The sequence below is a fragment of the Streptomyces sp. NBC_00887 genome (genome assembly GCF_045207585.1).
This window is the reverse complement of sequence record NZ_CP108788.1, coordinates 4,165,289-4,180,807: the sequence shown is the minus strand read 5'-3', so window position 1 is coordinate 4,180,807 and position 15,519 is coordinate 4,165,289. Positions and strand designations below refer to the sequence as shown.

Sequence of the window (15,519 nt, the reverse complement as noted above, 5' to 3'; positions counted from 1 at the left end):
GGACGTGGACCTCGCGTCATGACTCGCACGGTGAAGGCGGGCAGATCTCTGGTTCGCCAGCTGGTGAAGCGAAGGTTTATCAGCGGCGGTCGAGTCGCGTCAACGGTGGGTCAAACCGCGTGTGGGCTGCGGGAATGCAAGAAGGGCCCGCACCGTGGGAACGGTGCGAGCCCTCATTGGTTTAGACCTCTACTGCCTTACTGCTGAGGCGCTGGCGGCGGCTGCGGCGGGTACTGCTGCCAGCCGGCCGGCGGAACGGGACCTTGCAGTTCGGGCTGGCCGGGCTGACGTGCCTGGCCATCGGCGTGCGCGGGTGCCGGGGGCGGACCGGCGGGGTCGGCCCCCGACTGCGCCTGGGAGGGCAGCGACTGCTGCCAGCCGTTCTGCTGCACGCCCGGGCCGGGGTGCGGCGGGTACGGCTGCTGGGGTGCCGCGCCCTGCTGGTGCGGAGGCTGCTGGCCGCCGTACGGCTGCTGGGGCTGGCCGTGCTGGGGCTGCGCGGGGTACGGCTGCGCGGACTGCCCGGGGTACGGCTGTCCGGGGTACGGCTGCTGGGGTGCGTACTGCTGCTGGCCCGGAATTTGTTGACCGGGCGTCTGGTGGCCGGGCATCGGCGGGGCGTACTGCGGCGGCGGGTTGCTGCCGTCCGACGTCCACAGCCCCTGCTGCTGCTGGGCCCGCTGGAAGTCCTCCGCGACGAGTGCGGAGAGGTGGAAGTACGCCTCGCGGGTCTTCGGACGCATCATGTCGAGGTCGACCTCGGCGCCCGCCGACAGGTGCTCGTCGAAGGGCACGACCACGACACCGCGGCAGCGTGTCTCGAAGTGCTGCACGATGTCGTCGACCTTGATCATCTTTCCGGTCTCGCGGACTCCGGAGATGACCGTGAGGGACCGCTGCACCAGGTCCGCGTACCCGTGCGCCGAGAGCCAGTCCAGCGTGGTGGACGCGCTGGACGCGCCGTCGACGGACGGCGTCGAAATGATGATCAGCTGATCGGCGAGGTCCAGCACGCCGCGCATCGCGCTGTAGAGCAGGCCGGTGCCCGAGTCCGTGAGGATGATCGGGTACTGCTTGCCGAGCACCTCGATCGCCCGGCGGTAGTCCTCGTCGTTGAAGGCGGTGGAGACCGCCGGGTCCACGTCGTTGGCGATGATCTCCAGACCGGAGGGCGCCTGCGAGGTGAAGCGGCGGATGTCCATGTACGAGTTGAGATACGGGATCGCCTGGACCAGGTCACGGATGGTGGCCCCGGTCTCGCGGCGCACCCGTCGGCCGAGCGTACCGGCGTCCGGGTTGGCGTCGATGGCGAGGATCTTGTCCTGCCGCTCGGTGGCCAGGGTCGAGCCGAGCGCGGTGGTCGTCGTGGTCTTGCCGACACCGCCCTTGAGGCTGATGACCGCGATCCGGTAGCAGGAGAGCACCGGTGTGCGGATCAGGTCCAGCTTGCGCTGACGCTCGAGTTCCTCCTTCTTTCCGCCCAGCTTGAAGCGGGCGGCGCTGGAGGGGTTGCGGCTGCTCTTGGCCTTCTGCTTGCCCCGGACCAGCCGGTCGGAGGAGAGCTCCACGGCGGCCGTGTAGCCGAGCGGGGCGCCCGGGACGGAGCGCTCGCGCTGGTCATGGGTGACCGGTGTGGGCCAGGCCGCTCCGGCGCGCGGGTCGACGGGCGGGGCCTGGGGGCCGGGCTGCTGGGGCTGGTACGCCTGCGGCTGCGGCTGGTAGGGCTCGGGCGGCTGCGGGGGCACAGGGGCCGGCAGGTTCGGCGTGCCCCGGACCGGCTGCTGCGGGATCTGATGGTGCTGCGAGTGCTGCGAGTGCTGCGGGATCTGCGGCGGGAGAGGCGCGCCCTGTGCGGGGAACTGCTGCGGCTGGGGTACCTGGGGGGGCTGAGGGGCTTGAGGGGCCTGGGGCGGGAAGCCGTAGCCCTCCTGGGCTGCGTGGGCCTGGCCCGGGGGCAGTTGGGGCGCACCCTGTCCCGGGTACTGCTGCTGCGGCTGCTGCGGGAACCCGTAACCGCCCTGCGGTGCGGGGGCGTTGGGCTGAACCGGCTGGAGGGACTGAACCGGCTGGGCAGGCTGCTGGGGCGCGGGCGCCTGCGGGAATCCGTAACCGCCGGGCGCCTCGTTGGCGGGCGTGGGCGTGGGCGCGGACGCCTGCGCGGGCCACTGCGACCCCGGCTGGGGTGTGCCGGGCTGCGGTGTGGCGGGCTGGAAGGCGGGCGGCAGCGGCGGGAGGGCGCCCTGCGGGGGCGCGGGGGACCAGGGGGCCGGCACGTTCGCCGGCGGGGCGTCCTGAGGTTCGGCGGCGGGGGACTGAACGTCCTTGGGCACGGCGTCCGCGGGCCCCTCGGCCTGTGCGGGATCCGTCGTCGGTACGTCGGCGGCGGCGGGCGGCGCGGAGTCCGCGACGGGGGCAGGGTCCGTGTCCGGGCCCGACGAGGCGCCCGAAGCCAGGGCGGACGCGTCGGCGCCTGGCTCCCCGGACTCCTCGGAGTCCCCCGTGCCTGTCCCGCTCGCCGGGTCAGACGCTTCGGCAGTGAAGTGCCCGGAGTCGTCTCCGGACTTGTCCGCCGATCCCGCCGATTCCGCCGAGGCGGCGGGAGCCACGGGCTCCGCCGGGTCGCCGGAGGCGGCAGCGTGCGAGGTACCGGAAGCCGAGGCCTCGGCCGCCGCCTCGCGCTCCGCGATCTCCCGCTTCAGTGAGGCGGCGGAGAACCGCATCGTCGAACCGCTCTCCAGGTCGCCGTTCCCGAACGGGTCCGGGGCACCGCTCGCGGCATCCGTACCCTCGGGGCCCGCCGAAGCGGAGGCGGAAGCCACCGGGCCGGGCTCGGAAGGCGGGGAGGACGGAGAGGGCGCCGTGGCCGGCGTGGGCTCGGCGGGCGCGGGCGGACCCGGCGACCAGTTGGGCTCGAACCCGCCGCCGGCCGGCAGTCCGGGCACCGGCACCGGAGCCCCCTGCGGCGGGGGAGGAGGCGCCAGGTGCGACCCCGCCCCGCCGGACGAGTCACCCGCCGCGTTCTGGGTGTACCAGGCGGGCGGGGTGTAGTCGATGGTGAACTCACCCGTCATCTCGGCGGGCTCCGCGTCGGACGACTCGTCGACGGGTGTGTTCCATCCCCCGCGGATCTCGTCCCGATCGCCGTTCACTTTGCCTCCTGGTGTGGTCGAGCACCCTTGTGCCGTGGTGGGTGGGGGCGACCGTTCCCGTTGTCCGATCCGCCCGGCTCTCCCCCTTGCGACGCGCAGTGCCTGCCCTCAGGTTCCTCTGTCACGCCCCCACCCACCCTAATCGCCATCGGGCGCACTACGGCAGGCCGTACCGCACGGGAAGAACTGTCCGGTAGGTCACGCCCCGCCATCAAGTGAAACAAGTACGGCGGAAAGCGAAGGAAGAAGCCGTCGATTAGGCACACAACAGGACATGGAGCGACCTGGCGAGAGGGTGGCGGTCCGGTCCGGACAGCCGCCCTCCACCCGTGCCCTCGCCTACGTGAGGTCGAACTCACCGTCCCGTGCGCCCAGTACGAAAGCGCGCCACTCGGCTTCCGTGTACCGCAACACGGTCTCCGGATCCAACGAGGAGCGCATCGCGACCGCACCCTTCGGGAGGTACGCGATCTCTACCCGTTCCTCGACGTTCTCGGTGCCGGGTGCGCTCAGCCACTCCACATCCGAGATATCGAGAGCGTAGAGCTCGTCCTTTTCCTGCTGGGTGCCCATGTGCACGTCCCTTCGGTCGAACGGTGTCGTTCCCTCGCCATGATCCTGAAAAGCGGCGACCTAGGGGTGCAAACGAGACAGGAATCAGTCCATCCTGCGGGCGGTGCCCAGCAGTCCGCTCTCCACGTCCGTCGCGCTGGTCATCACCCAGTGGCGTTCGCGGCCCGCCACCCAGAGCGTGACACCGTCCGCCAGGGTGGGCAGGGCCTCGCTCTCGGTGCGTGCCAGCCCCAGAATCCTGCCGATCTGCTCCGCCTCGGCCGGCGAGACGCGCTGGATGCCCACGAGCGTCGACGCACGCAGCAACCGGGGTGCCACAGGGCTCAGATAGGGCAGCAGCGTCAGCACCGACTGCCACGGCGAGGACACCACACGGCCACGGGGCGGGCGCATGCCGCAGTCGCGCACGACGACCACCGGGCTGCCGACGGTCGCTCCGGTCGGCGGGACCTGGCCCACGTCATGCAGGGAGATGCACTCGAGACCGGCACCCGCGGCCTGCGCCAGCGTGGTCCACGCCTGGGTGCGCCCCGTCTCGACCGCCACCCGCGCACCGGTACCGGCCGCGCGGAGTGCCAGTACCTGCGCGGTCCACAGACCGCCGATCAGTAGGACGTCGTACGGTGCCGGCCGATGGAACCCGATCATCTGCGGGCGCCCCTCGGCGTCGTCGCCGATGATCACCCCGTCGTCGCCCACCGGCAACGACAGGGCGCCCAGATGGTCCGCCGCCAGAGTGTGGCCGGCATGACGGGGCCCCAGCAGCCCTCGCCTCGGAGCGATGTGCTTCGTCACTGCGCGCCTCCCAGCGGGAGCGTGGCCAGGACACCCGGCAGCTGCTCACGGTCCAGCCGGACGAGACCGACCCCCGCGTGCCGTGCGGCCTGCTCCAATGTCCTTCGGACACCGACCAGTTCGGTGTCGGAACCGCCGGTGATCCGTACGTGGCCGCGTACGGACACATGGCCCTGGTGCGTACCGCGGCGCACCGTCAGGCTGAACGTCGTCGCATACGCCGGAACCGAGGTCAGCAGCGAGACCAGCCGCGGCAACGGAGTTGCTCCGCGGCCCAGTTCGGGCCACCGGTCCACGGCGTAGGTGGTGTGCCAGCGGTCGTCGCAGCGCCAGACCCGTGGTGTCTCCGCCGTCCGCCGCTGCGACGGAGCGTCCGGCCTGCCCGCACGCGCCGACAGGATGGGGCTGGCGCAAGCGGACGTCGCCACGGCGGAGTTCAACTCCTCCTGGTCCAGTACCGAGGCCCGGAAGCCAGCACCGGTGACACGGCTCGCCACGTGGTCCGCGGCCCGCACCAGGCAGCGCTGCGCTCCTCCGATTCCGCCACCGCGTGCCTCCACGGCCTCCCGGCACAGTTCCGGATCCAGCTTCACAGCCACCCAGGTCATCCGCAGTGCGGGCGCCCCGGTCCGGTCCTGGAGGGGGCCGTACGAGAGCCGGGCCACCGACCGCTCCGGCAGGTGCGGCGCCGGAGCGGGGCGCACCTGCTGCACGAGCTGCGCGGACTCCAGCACGATGTCGTCCACCGAGAGCGCGTCGCCCAGGAGGGACAGCGGAAGCGAGCGCGCCCCCTGCGCCTGGCGGAGCGATTCACCGCTCGCCTCGACCCGTACGACCGCGGTCAGGAAGGTGCCGTCCCCGACCATGCCCACCGTGCGGCGGGCGCCGTCCACATAGATGTACGGAGCGAAGCCCGGCACGTTCTCCGCGACAGGAGCCAGCTGCGGCTCCGTCTCGGCGGGGGGCGCCGCGGCGGTCCGCCTGCGACGGCGGAGGGACGACACGGTCGACAGCCAGTCCTGCACGGCCCGGCCCCGGCGGCGTACCACCGCGAGAAGGACCAGCAGACAGGCGATCACGCCGGCGGGGATCAGCCACGCGCCACCGAGGGCGGCACCCACGACACCGACTGCCAGGGCGGCCTCGACGAGCACCAGCTGGCGAAGCGCGGGCCCGACCCGGCTGGTCCTGGAGATCGAGTGGAGAGTGGTCGCCGCGGGTGCGTCCGCCGACTGATGGGGGGCTGTGCCGTCCGACCCGTTGCTCCGTTGCCGCCGGGAAGGGCCGGGCGTTCGTTGGGCAGACCGCCTCGTGCGCTCCCCCGTCGCTGCACCCATCGCCGCGTTGCCCCCTCGTGTCCGTATTCACCGTTTTTTTCACGGGCGTTGATCGGGCGATCACCCTACCTGAGCAGTGAGAGCCAAGTACCAACAGGCATAGTAGGGGTCCCGGTCGGCGGCAGCGGTCCACGGCGGGTGTGGGAACCTGGTCGCCCACTGGGGAGAAGGGGCAGCGCGCACATGGCATCACGGCGGGACGAACTCAATGCCTACACCTTCGCGAAGCGGAGGTTGGTCGCACAGTTCCTGCAGCCCCACCCGTCAGGCTCGGAGGAGGGCGCACCTCGCCCTCTTCGCGCGGTGGTTCCCGGAGTGATCGTCGGCGCGGTCGTCCTCGCGGTGTTCGGAGCCTGGGGGATGTTCAAGCCCGTGGCACCCCAGAAGTGGGACACCCCTTACGAGAACGTCATCATCGCCAGCAAGTCCACGACGCGCTATGTGGTGTTGAAGACCGACGGCAAGACGCAGCTCCACCCGGTGCTGAACATGTCCAGCGCCAAGCTCCTCCTCGCCCCGGACAAGGGCACCGTCATCAACGTCGACGAGTCGGTCCTCGACAGCGGCAAGATCCCGCACGGGGCGACCCTCGGCATCCCGTACGCGCCGGACCGGCTGCCCGACAAGTCCGAAGCCGGCTCCATGAAGCGCTGGGCGGTCTGCGAGAGGCCCGGAGAGGGCGGCAGGGCCATCCAGAAGGCGGCGTTCCTCTTCGCGGAGCGCGAGCAGAAGAAGACCGACGGCGCGGGCAAGCTGCAGGGCGGCGAGCTGATGTACGTCGAAGGCCCCGGACCGGACAGGACCCGCTACATCGCCGACGCCACGGGCACGGCCTACGCGGTGGAGAAGGACGAACTGCTGCTGCGCACCCTGGTCGGCCAGGACCGCGAACCCCAGCGGGTGTCCGCCGACTGGCTGGAGACGCTGCACAACGGGGACGAGGTCACCTTCCCGGCCATCGAGGGAACTCCCGGTTCCGACGCGGGTGTTCCGGGCAAGCTGCAGCCCGGGGACAACAAGGTGGGCATGGTCCTCGCAGCGACCTCCGGCACGAGGACCCAGCAGTACGTGGTCCTGCGGGGCAGGGTCGCCCCGGTGTCCGACTTCGTCGCCAAGCTCCTGCTCAGCAGCCGCGCGCTGGTCAACCTCGGTCAGGACGGCAAGGCGAAGCACGTCAGCGCGGGCGCGTTCGAGCCCGGAGCGGCGTTCGGGCAGGAGCTGGACTGGCCCACGAGCGAGCCGACACCCGTCAACTCCGCGAGCACGGAGCGCGGAAGCCGTAACACCGTGTGCAACGTCCTGCGCGGTGTCTCGGACAAGGACGGTGCCAGCACGCTCAGCACCTGGGCGGGCACGGGCTTTCCCGCCACGCTCCCCTCCGGCTCCAGCAGTGCCTACGTCACCCCCGGATCCGGCCTGCTCTTCCGGCAGTTCAAGGGATCCAGCCCCGACTCCGGTCCGCTCTTCCTGGTGACCGACACCGGTCTGCGCTATGCCATGCAGTCCAACGGCGACAGTGTGCAGGACGACTCCGGCATCGGTGCGTCCGGTACGAAGGAGGAGAAGCAGAGGCAACAGGAGGCACAGCAGGCGCAGAACCGGCTCGGGTACAAGGACGTCGATCCCGCACCCGTCCCCGCCGCCTGGTCCACCTTCCTGCCGACGGGCCCCCGGTTGTCGACCGGTGCCGCCCGCCAGCCGCAGGGTTCGTGAGGAGCGACCACGTGACCACGCACCCCTCCTGCCGCCGGCGCCTGCTGACAGCCGCGGCCGCCACTGCCGTACTCCTCGTCACATTGCCGGCGCTGCCCGCGGCCGCGGACGACTCCACCCAGTGCACCTTCCCCGCGAAGAAGTACGCGGGCCGTCCCTGGGCCCTGCAACGGGTGCTGATGGACGAACTGTGGGAGCAGTCCACCGGCAAGGGCGTACGGGTGGCGGTCATCGACACCGGCGTCGACGTCAAGAACGCCCAGCTCGCGAAGGCCGTGGACATCGGGAGCGGCCGCAACCTCCTGGACAAGAACCTCAAGGACGAGAACGGCAACAAGCTCGAGCGCGGCAAGGAGAACGGCACCACCGACGTCGTCGGCCACGGCACCAAGGTCGCCGGCATCATCGCCGCACGCGAGGCGAAGGGCACGGGCTTCACCGGCCTGGCCCCGGACGCGACGATCATCCCCATCCAGCAGAATGACGCCGAGGGCCACGGGACCGCCGAAACCCTGGCTGCCGCCATCCGTTACGCCGCAGACCAGGCGGACGCGGACGTCATCAACATCTCCCAGGACACTGCCAACGCGGTGAAGCCCACCGCCCTCCTCGAGCAGGCCGTGAACGCCGCCCTGGCCAAGGAGATCGTGATCGTCGCCTCCGCCGGCAACGACGGGCTGGGCGGCAACGTCAAGGAGACCTACCCCGCCTCGTACGACGGTGTCCTGGCCGTGGCCGCGTCGGACCGCAACAACGAGCGGGCCGCCTTCTCGCAGTCCGGCGAGTTCGTGGGCGTCGCGGCCCCCGGCGTCGACATGATCTCGACGGTTCCCGGCGGGGGACACTGCGCCGACAACGGCACCAGCTTCTCGGCCCCGTACGTCGCGGGAGTCGCCGCCCTCATCAGGGCCAAGCACAAGGACTGGACACAGGAGCAAATCGTCGCCCAGATCGAGCAGACGGCGGAACGCTCGATCGCGGGCCACGACCGCCTGGTCGGCTGGGGCGTCGTCGACCCGGTGCGCGCCCTGACCGAGGACGACAAGCCCATCGAGAAGCCGGTGGCACACGAGGGCGTGAGCAAGGGCGAGGCACCCGTCCCCGCCGCACTCCACCTGGGCGAGACGGCCGACGAACGCAACGCCCGGCTGGCGACCTACGTCGTGGTGGGCGGGGGAGTCCTCGTCGCGGCCATCGCAGGTGCGGCAGTCGCCGTGCGCGACAGACGGCGAAGGCAGGGCCGACAGGGCGCCGTGTGACGCCCGGGCGGCAGGTGGTGTGAGGGAAGTTACCTGATGGACAAGACAGTTGGACCTGTCAGTGCCATTGGCTAGAGTGATGTTGTGGGGCCAGTGCTGTTCACGCGGGTGCGATAGCAACGCGAAACGGACTGAGCAAACGGGGAATCGGGGAAGGGCAGCAGCGTGAGCGAAGGAAACGGGGATCTCCGTCGTGGGGTAGGAGCCCTCGAGCAGTTCCAGAAGCGTGTGAACGCGTTGCTGACGGACCTGGAAGGCTCGGCAGCCGGCAAGTCGAAGGTTGCGGCACAGACGGTGTCGCGTACCTCCTTGAGTGGCCAGAACGCATGCTTCGCCGAAGCGGATGGGCTCTACAGCCAGTACAACCGCGTCCACGAGTCGCTCGTCACGCTCTCGAAGTCACTGGGCGACCAGATCGAGTACCTGAGCCTCGGCGTGCACGCGGCTGCCGTCGGCTTCGACAACGTGGACGACGACACACGGCGGCGGTTCTACGAGATCCAGACTCGCCTGGACACGGAGCGCGAGAGGGCACAGGCCGAGAAGACGACCAAGCCTGAGCAGAACGCTGACAAGCAGAGCGACGCGGGATGGGCAGCCGAATGAGCGAACCGAAGAAGCCGGAAGCGGGTTCCGAGGCACAGCCGGAACTGACTCCCGCGGAACAGGCGCAGCAGGACCAGGAGCGCGTCCAGGGTCAGCTGATCGTCACGGACGTCACTCGCCAGATGCAGGGTGTGATGGAGGCGTTCGGCTTCGGGGGCTCCGGCTCCTCGGGACGGACCTCCTTCGAGGGCCATGAGCTCAACTCGATGATCGACCTGATCGAGAACTCCAACCCGGAGCACCTCGAGGAGGCGGGTCAGGCACTCCTGAAGGCAAGGACCGCGATCAGCGACGCGGCGAAGGAACTCAAGGACTTCATCGCGGCTGTCGACTGGGAGGGCGAGTCGGGAACCGCCTTCCGCGACTGGGGCAACGGCTTGGTCGCCCACGCCACGAAGCTGGGCGAGTTCGCTCAGACGGCCGGCACGCAGATCACGGTCGCGGGCACGGGCCTCGCCTCGGTACGCAACTCCCTCCCGCCCCGCGACACCCGCCTGAGCCGCAAGTCCCCCGACGAGATCGAGACCCCCAAGCGGATCGATGGCAACCCGGAGTACGCGGCGGCGCTGAAGGTCGAGAAGGACCGCCAGGAGGCCATCAACCAGGCGAACCGGCTGGCTTCGTACTACGCGGTCTCGGAGGAGACGCTGGCGGCACAGGAGCCGCCGCGGTTCGACAAGCAACTTGATGTTGCGATGCCTAGGCCGCAGGGCTACGTCGGTGAGGGAAGCGGCCCGGCAACGGGGAACTCGTCGGAGGGCTCAGGCTCCGGAAGCGCCCAGAGTGTAGCGGAGCGGCCGGCTACCGGTGGTCTGGGTTCTAGCTCAGCTGGCGGGCCTGGTGAGGCTCCTGGGTCGGTGTCTCCGGTTGTCGGCACCGGTATCTCCACGGAGATCAACAGTGTGGCCACACCACCAGCGCCCGTGACCACAACGGGTCCCTCCCCAACTCCCGCTCCCACGGGTCCTGTGGGAGGCCCGAATCTGACTCCACCCATGGCGACCGGCTTCGTGAACCCAGTGACCAACAGCTCCCGGGTGCCCCAGACAGCAACAGGCGCGCCCAAAGCAGTTGGCCAGACCGCGTTCGGCGGGCCAAGAGCAAGTGGCCCCACAGTCGGTGGCCCAGCGGCGAACGGCCGCACCGGCCCGGTGGGGCGTCCCGCTGCGCCTATGAGTGCGAGCCCGACCTCCGGACGTAGTGGAGGCGGGCCGCAGTCTCCCACTGCCGGTCGGTCCGGTGTCACTGGCGGCAGGCCCATGGCTGCAGGCCATGCAGGTACGTCCGCAACGACAGGCCCGCGTACCGGCCGAGCAGCAAGCGGCATCGTCGGCGGCACCCCGCAGCGCGCGGTTCCGGGCGGTGCAACGTCCGGGGGTAACCGTGGTGTCCCGCGAGGCACGGTCATCGGAGCCGGTGGAGCGGCACGACCGGGCGGCCCGGTCGGCGGCGTCGGCCAGCGAGGTGTTGTCGGAGCGGGTGGAACGAACAGCGCCTCCCGCACGGGTGGGCGAGGTACTCCCAGCACCAACGGAGTGGTGGGAACACCCCGCGGTGGCGCTGTGGGGTCTGGTGCAGGCTCGAAGGGCTTCACCGCAGGCGGCGCAGGCCTTGTGCGTGGCCCAGCGGGGCGGAGGGACTCCGAGGACGAGGACCAGGACGGTGGCACTCCGCGCCCGGACTACCTGACGGAAGACAGAGAGACGTGGGAGGCCGGCCGGCGTGGAGTCGCACCGCCGGTGATCGAGTAGGTACAGGGAAGGTTCGGAAGTCAGGATGACAGCAGGAATGAGCCAGACCCGGAAGCGCCGTACATCTCTCGGATTGAGGGGGCGCCTGCTCGGCACGATGGCTGTGGCCGCCGCCTGGAGCGTGGGATTCGGGGGTGCCGCTCCCTCAGCGGTCGCCGCAGACGCGCAGTCCAAGCAGTGGTACCTCAGCGCAATGCAGGCCGAGGAGATGTGGAAGATCGCCACGGGTGAAGGCGTGAAGGTAGCTGTCATTGACTCCGGCGTGAACTCGTCTACGGCGTCCCTGAAGGGTCAGGTTCTGAAGGGATTTGACGCTACAGGCGCTGATGGCGATGAGTACGACGACTACCGCGGGCATGGCACCACCATGGCTGAGCTGATCGCTGGAACAGGAGCGGGTGGGGGCCTTCGAGGTCTCGCTCCAGACGCGAAGATCATTCCGGTGCGGATCACCGATACAGAATTCCAGAACGAGCATTCGGTGAATGCGAATGACACTGCAGATGCTATCCGGGCCGCGGCGGACAGTGATGCGCAGATCATCAATATGTCTTTCGCCAGCGATTTTGTAGGTCGAGAAGAGCGGGAAGCCGTCGAGTACGCGCAGCGTAAGGGCAAGCTGTTTTTCGCGGGTGTGGGGAACAACGCGAAGGAAAGCAACAAGGATCAATATCCAGCCGCGTACCCGCAGGTCGTCGGTGTCTCGTCTGCAGACCGGGACGGCAAGGTTGCCGAGTACTCCCAGAATGGGAACATCGTAGATATCGCTGCACCGGGTAACGACATTCCCCGGTGGTGCGACAGTGCATTTCAGAGCTACTGCGACGGCGATGGCGGAACCAGTGCAGCAACCGCCATCGCTTCCGCCTCCGCAGCCCTGGTGTGGTCCGCCCACCCGGACTGGACTGCGAACCAAGTCCTCAACGTACTTTTTGACACCGCCGGCCGGGACTGGGAAAAGGGCACGCTCAGCAAGTACCTCGGCCACGGCCTGATCCGCCCCTCCATGAACATCCTGAAGGACAAGGGCACCCCCGGCGCCCCGGACATCAGCCCTCTCACCAAGGAGAAGACGTCCGGTTCCGCGGGCTCAGCTGCCCCGTCTGCGCCAGCTTCGTCACAGCCTGACGAGAAAGAGAAGGCTGACGACGCTGCCCTGGCAGGCTCCAGCAGCGAGAACGACGACAGTCAACTGGGCCTGATTCTCGGCGGAGTGGCAGTCGTACTCGTGCTCGGCGGCGGCGCTTTCGCGCTCGTACGCAAGCGCCGTACCGCCTGACCGACCGTAGTTCCTCATACGCACCGCCCGGCGCAATTGCCGGGGCGCACAAGAGAACCAGGAAGGAAGCCAGAACTATGGCAGATCAGAAGCTTTCAGATGACAGTCTCCTCAAGCTCGAGGGCGAGCTCGCCAAGCGGTTCGAGTCCGTCAGGGGCCAGTTGAAGACGCTGCAGGCGACGATCGACAGCCTGGAAGGCGCGTGGAGGGGTATCGGCGCCACCGCGTTCAACGCCAAGCAGGCTGACATCAACCTCAAGATGGGCAACATCGCCACCCGGTTGGTCAACTTCCAGGAAGCGATCAAGGCGGCCCGGACCATCTCGGGCAACACCGAGGACGAGATCAAGCAGGCCCTCCAGGGCGTGGACGTCGTCGCCGGTCACTCCGGGGGTACCGAGGCCCGGACCTCGGCGATGAACAAGTTCTGACCCTTGCCCTACCCGTACCTCGTACGGGCCATCACACCTAACTAGATTGAACTGGAGGACCGTATGTCGACCAACGACGGCACGATGGTTGTCACTTACGCGAGCCTGGAACTGGCCGCAGCGGACATCGACAGGCAGGGCAGGCAGCTTCAGGAAGACCTCGCCTCCATCAAGCGGATGGTTGCCAGCGTTTCCGAGCTCTGGGTGGGCGAGGCCAAGTCGGCGTACGACACCGCGCAGGCCGGTTGGGACCGAGACGCCACCGGGATTCAGACGGCCCTGGCCGAGATCTCCCGCAAGGTGCGCGACGCCGGTACCGCCTACCAGGCCGGCGACAAGCGCGCGAGGGCCAACTTCGAGTAGGACTCCTCGCTGAGGACAAACAGGTCAGGGTGGGCACGCACGGGAGGTGCCCACCCTGACCTGTGTCGTGAGGCCACTGCCACTGCCACTGCCACTGCCGGTGCGGTGCGGTGAGGTGCGGTGAGGTATCCAAGCCCGGCCGGTCAGAAACTCCGAGTGCCTCGGGCAGCTTCCCCGTGTGCAGCGGCTGAGCATGGCCGAAGGAGGGCCGCCTTTCGGCGTCTGTTCCAGGCGGTCACTGACCGGCGAGGCCGGGCGGATGGGCGATCGCTCAGTGGGCGGTCCGGATATTCGCCCGAGGCTCATGCGGGCCGCGGGCCTCCAGCGGCCGGCTGAGGACGAGGTTGGTGGTCGTGCTCCCGAACTCGGCCAGCGCGTCGACGATCTCCTCGAGGTGGGCCATCGACGTGGCTGCCACCTTCAGGACATAGCAGTCGTCCCCGGTGGTGCGCAGGCACTCCAAAATCTCCAGGCGCTCCCCGAGCAGCCTGCGTAGCGGTTCGTGGCGGTTCCCCGGGTACTTCAGCCGCACCACTGCCAGCACCGCATATCCGGCCCGCTCCAGGTGCACCTGCGCCCGGTAGCCCGTGATCACCCCGGTCGCCTCCAGGCGCCGCACCCGCTCCGTCGTCGCCGACGCGCTCAGGGTCACCCGCCGTGCCAGCTCCGTGAACGCGATCCGGCCGTCCCGCTGAAGCTCATCCAGGATCGCCCAGTCCGTGGAGTCAAGATTCTCGGTCATCCGTCCAGATTACCGGTGTATCCACGGGCCAACCGCCCCTGAACAGGCAGGGATCCCTTCTGTCGGCCCCGGTGGCCTGGCTAGGCTGATCTGCATGAAGATCGGGGTCAACGTCCTCAATTTCGGGCCCGGTACCGACCCGGGAGCCCTGCGGAACTGGGCTCAGACCGTGGAGGGCCTGGGCTTCGACCTGCTGATGGTCTCGGACCACATCGCCATCACGGCCGACGTCGCCAGGCAGTATCCGGCGCCCTTCTACGAGCCCTTCACCACCTTGTCCTGGCTGGCAGGCCTCACCACCCGGGTGCGGCTCGGTACGACAGTCCTCATCGCTCCTTACCGGCATCCGCTGCTCACCGCCCGGATGGCGGCCAACCTGGACGAACTGAGCGGCGGCCGTCTGGTCCTCGGCATGGGGGTGGGTTGGGCACGGCAGGAGTTCGCCGCCCTCGGGATCCCCTTCGAACGCCGTGGGCGACTGACCGACAGCCACCTGCGGGACATGCGGGCGGCCTGGGCGGACACCGCCGACTACGGGAAGCGGCAGATCCCGGTGTGGGTAGGCGGCAACAGCGACGCGGGACTGCGCCGCGCCGTGCGGCTCGGGGACGCATGGCACCCGCTGCGCTGCACCATGCCGTGGCTGCGCGAAGCCGCGGCCAGGCTGAAGGCGTCAGCCGACGAGCAGAACCTCCCCGTGCCCGCCCTGGCACCGCGGATTGCTCTCAGACCCACTGCGGCGCCGGTCGGCGGACCGCAACGACTCGCCGGGGAGGGCACGATGGACCAGATCATGGACGACCTCGAACAGCTGCAGCTGCTGGGAGCCGAGACCGTAGTCCTCGACCCCTACAACGGCGACCCCCGCGAGACCTGCCACCCGCAGGCGGCCCGGCAGGCACTCGCCACGGTGGCCGCGCACTTCCACCCACCCCGCCCGATGACGGAGCAGCCATGACCACACCCGACGACCACGCCCTCCTGAGACAGGCCATCGCACTCGCGGCCAAGGCACGCGCGGGCGGTGACCCGCCGTTCGGGTCGCTGCTTGCGGGCCCGGACGGCACGGTGCTGGCAGAGGAACACAACACGACCCTCACCGACGAGGACATCACGGCGCACCCGGAGCTGAAGCTCGCGAGGTGGGCCGCGCGGGAGCTGGATCCGGCCACGGCGGCGGGTACCACGATGTACACCAGCTGTCAGCCGTGCGGGATGTGCGAGGCAGCCATCCAGCGGGCCGGGCTACGGCGGGTGGTGTACGCCCTGTCCAACGACCAGCTCCTGGACATCAGGCCGGGGAGCGGTCAGCCTCCCGTGCCACAGCACGGCCCCGCGCTGCTCGACGAGGTACGGGCCGTGGTCGAGGGGTACTACCGCTGAGCACTTTCCCTCCCCTGGGCGGCGGCCGGGTGCCGGGCGGTCCTCCGTCACGACGAAGTCCATGACCTGGGCAGAACCTGCAGTCAGTACGAGAATGCCGGGCTTCCGGAGCCTCTCCCATCCCGGCGCGAGCCCCAC

At 69.6% G+C, this 15,519-nt stretch carries 14 protein-coding genes; 9 read left to right on the top strand and 5 right to left on the bottom strand.

The window, feature by feature from the left end; genetic code table 11:
* Positions 1–197 precede the first annotated feature (197 nt).
* The 4 genes from OG844_RS18915 to eccE form a co-directional block, all read right to left on the bottom strand.
* Positions 198–3,149 (bottom strand): SCO5717 family growth-regulating ATPase, encoded by a 2,952-nt coding sequence (locus OG844_RS18915; RefSeq protein ID WP_406391734.1) that lies wholly within the window; start codon positions 3,147–3,149, stop codon positions 198–200.
* 339 nt (positions 3,150–3,488) lie between these two features.
* Entirely contained in the window at positions 3,489–3,722 is a 234-nt protein-coding gene (locus OG844_RS18910; RefSeq protein WP_406391733.1) for a DUF397 domain-containing protein, read from the bottom strand.
* Positions 3,723–3,806: 84 nt separating this feature from the next.
* Positions 3,807–4,517: a hypothetical protein gene (locus OG844_RS18905; RefSeq protein ID WP_406391731.1), complete on the bottom strand. Its 711-nt coding sequence runs from the start codon at positions 4,515–4,517 to the stop codon at positions 3,807–3,809.
* Entirely contained in the window at positions 4,514–5,854 is a 1,341-nt protein-coding gene (eccE, locus tag OG844_RS18900; RefSeq protein WP_406391729.1) for a type VII secretion protein EccE, read from the bottom strand. Before eccE ends, OG844_RS18905 begins: the two co-directional genes overlap by 4 nt.
* Before the next feature lie 183 nt (positions 5,855–6,037).
* On the opposite strand from eccE, the gene eccB reads away from it, so the two are divergent.
* From eccB to OG844_RS18865, 7 genes are all read left to right on the top strand, one after another.
* Entirely contained in the window at positions 6,038–7,567 is a 1,530-nt protein-coding gene (gene eccB, locus OG844_RS18895; protein WP_406391727.1) for a type VII secretion protein EccB, read from the top strand.
* A gap of 11 nt (positions 7,568–7,578) precedes the next feature.
* A complete protein-coding gene (mycP, locus tag OG844_RS18890; protein ID WP_406391726.1) occupies positions 7,579–8,826 on the top strand; it encodes a type VII secretion-associated serine protease mycosin in 1,248 nt (415 codons plus the stop codon).
* A gap of 165 nt (positions 8,827–8,991) precedes the next feature.
* Positions 8,992–9,432 (top strand): hypothetical protein, encoded by a 441-nt coding sequence (locus tag OG844_RS18885; RefSeq protein ID WP_406391725.1) that lies wholly within the window; start codon positions 8,992–8,994, stop codon positions 9,430–9,432.
* Entirely contained in the window at positions 9,429–11,183 is a 1,755-nt protein-coding gene (locus OG844_RS18880; protein WP_406391724.1) for a hypothetical protein, read from the top strand. The genes OG844_RS18885 and OG844_RS18880 overlap by 4 nt, the downstream gene beginning before the upstream one ends.
* A 25-nt stretch (positions 11,184–11,208) precedes the next feature.
* Entirely contained in the window at positions 11,209–12,462 is a 1,254-nt protein-coding gene (locus OG844_RS18875) for a S8 family serine peptidase (protein ID WP_406391722.1), read from the top strand.
* Between the two features lie 77 nt (positions 12,463–12,539).
* Positions 12,540–12,893 (top strand): WXG100 family type VII secretion target, encoded by a 354-nt coding sequence (locus tag OG844_RS18870; RefSeq protein ID WP_406391720.1) that lies wholly within the window; start codon positions 12,540–12,542, stop codon positions 12,891–12,893.
* A 63-nt stretch (positions 12,894–12,956) separates the two neighbouring features.
* Positions 12,957–13,256: a WXG100 family type VII secretion target gene (locus tag OG844_RS18865; protein WP_351171188.1), complete on the top strand. Its 300-nt coding sequence runs from the start codon at positions 12,957–12,959 to the stop codon at positions 13,254–13,256.
* Between the two features lie 271 nt (positions 13,257–13,527).
* Here the strand turns inward: OG844_RS18865 and OG844_RS18860 are convergent, their stop codons facing one another.
* On the bottom strand, positions 13,528–13,998 hold the full coding sequence (locus OG844_RS18860) for an Lrp/AsnC family transcriptional regulator (protein ID WP_406391718.1): 471 nt from the start codon (positions 13,996–13,998) through the stop codon (positions 13,528–13,530).
* Positions 13,999–14,092: 94 nt separating this feature from the next.
* Between OG844_RS18860 and OG844_RS18855 the strand changes: the two genes are divergently transcribed.
* Positions 14,093–14,956 carry a TIGR03619 family F420-dependent LLM class oxidoreductase gene (locus OG844_RS18855; RefSeq protein ID WP_406391716.1) on the top strand — a complete coding sequence of 288 codons (864 nt, stop codon included), beginning with the start codon at positions 14,093–14,095 and terminating at the stop codon, positions 14,954–14,956.
* Positions 14,953–15,381, top strand: a complete 429-nt coding sequence (locus OG844_RS18850; RefSeq protein ID WP_406391715.1) for a nucleoside deaminase — start codon at positions 14,953–14,955, stop codon at positions 15,379–15,381. The genes OG844_RS18855 and OG844_RS18850 overlap by 4 nt, the downstream gene beginning before the upstream one ends.
* The last annotated feature ends 138 nt before the right edge of the window (positions 15,382–15,519 follow it).

What these genes read in the sequence shown, in the direction of transcription:
- OG844_RS18910 (WP_406391733.1), bottom strand. Translation starts at nt 3,722, where the DNA reads ATGGGCACCCAGCAGGAAAAGGACGAGCTCTACGCTCTCGATATCTCG.
- eccE (WP_406391729.1), bottom strand. Translation starts at nt 5,854, where the DNA reads ATGGGTGCAGCGACGGGGGAGCGCACGAGGCGGTCTGCCCAACGAACG.
- eccB (WP_406391727.1), top strand. Translation starts at nt 6,038, where the DNA reads ATGGCATCACGGCGGGACGAACTCAATGCCTACACCTTCGCGAAGCGG.
- OG844_RS18880 (WP_406391724.1), top strand. Translation starts at nt 9,429, where the DNA reads ATGAGCGAACCGAAGAAGCCGGAAGCGGGTTCCGAGGCACAGCCGGAA.
- OG844_RS18875 (WP_406391722.1), top strand. Translation starts at nt 11,209, where the DNA reads ATGACAGCAGGAATGAGCCAGACCCGGAAGCGCCGTACATCTCTCGGA.
- OG844_RS18870 (WP_406391720.1), top strand. Translation starts at nt 12,540, where the DNA reads ATGGCAGATCAGAAGCTTTCAGATGACAGTCTCCTCAAGCTCGAGGGC.
- OG844_RS18865 (WP_351171188.1), top strand. Translation starts at nt 12,957, where the DNA reads ATGTCGACCAACGACGGCACGATGGTTGTCACTTACGCGAGCCTGGAA.
- OG844_RS18860 (WP_406391718.1), bottom strand. Translation starts at nt 13,998, where the DNA reads ATGACCGAGAATCTTGACTCCACGGACTGGGCGATCCTGGATGAGCTT.
- OG844_RS18855 (WP_406391716.1), top strand. Translation starts at nt 14,093, where the DNA reads ATGAAGATCGGGGTCAACGTCCTCAATTTCGGGCCCGGTACCGACCCG.
- OG844_RS18850 (WP_406391715.1), top strand. Translation starts at nt 14,953, where the DNA reads ATGACCACACCCGACGACCACGCCCTCCTGAGACAGGCCATCGCACTC.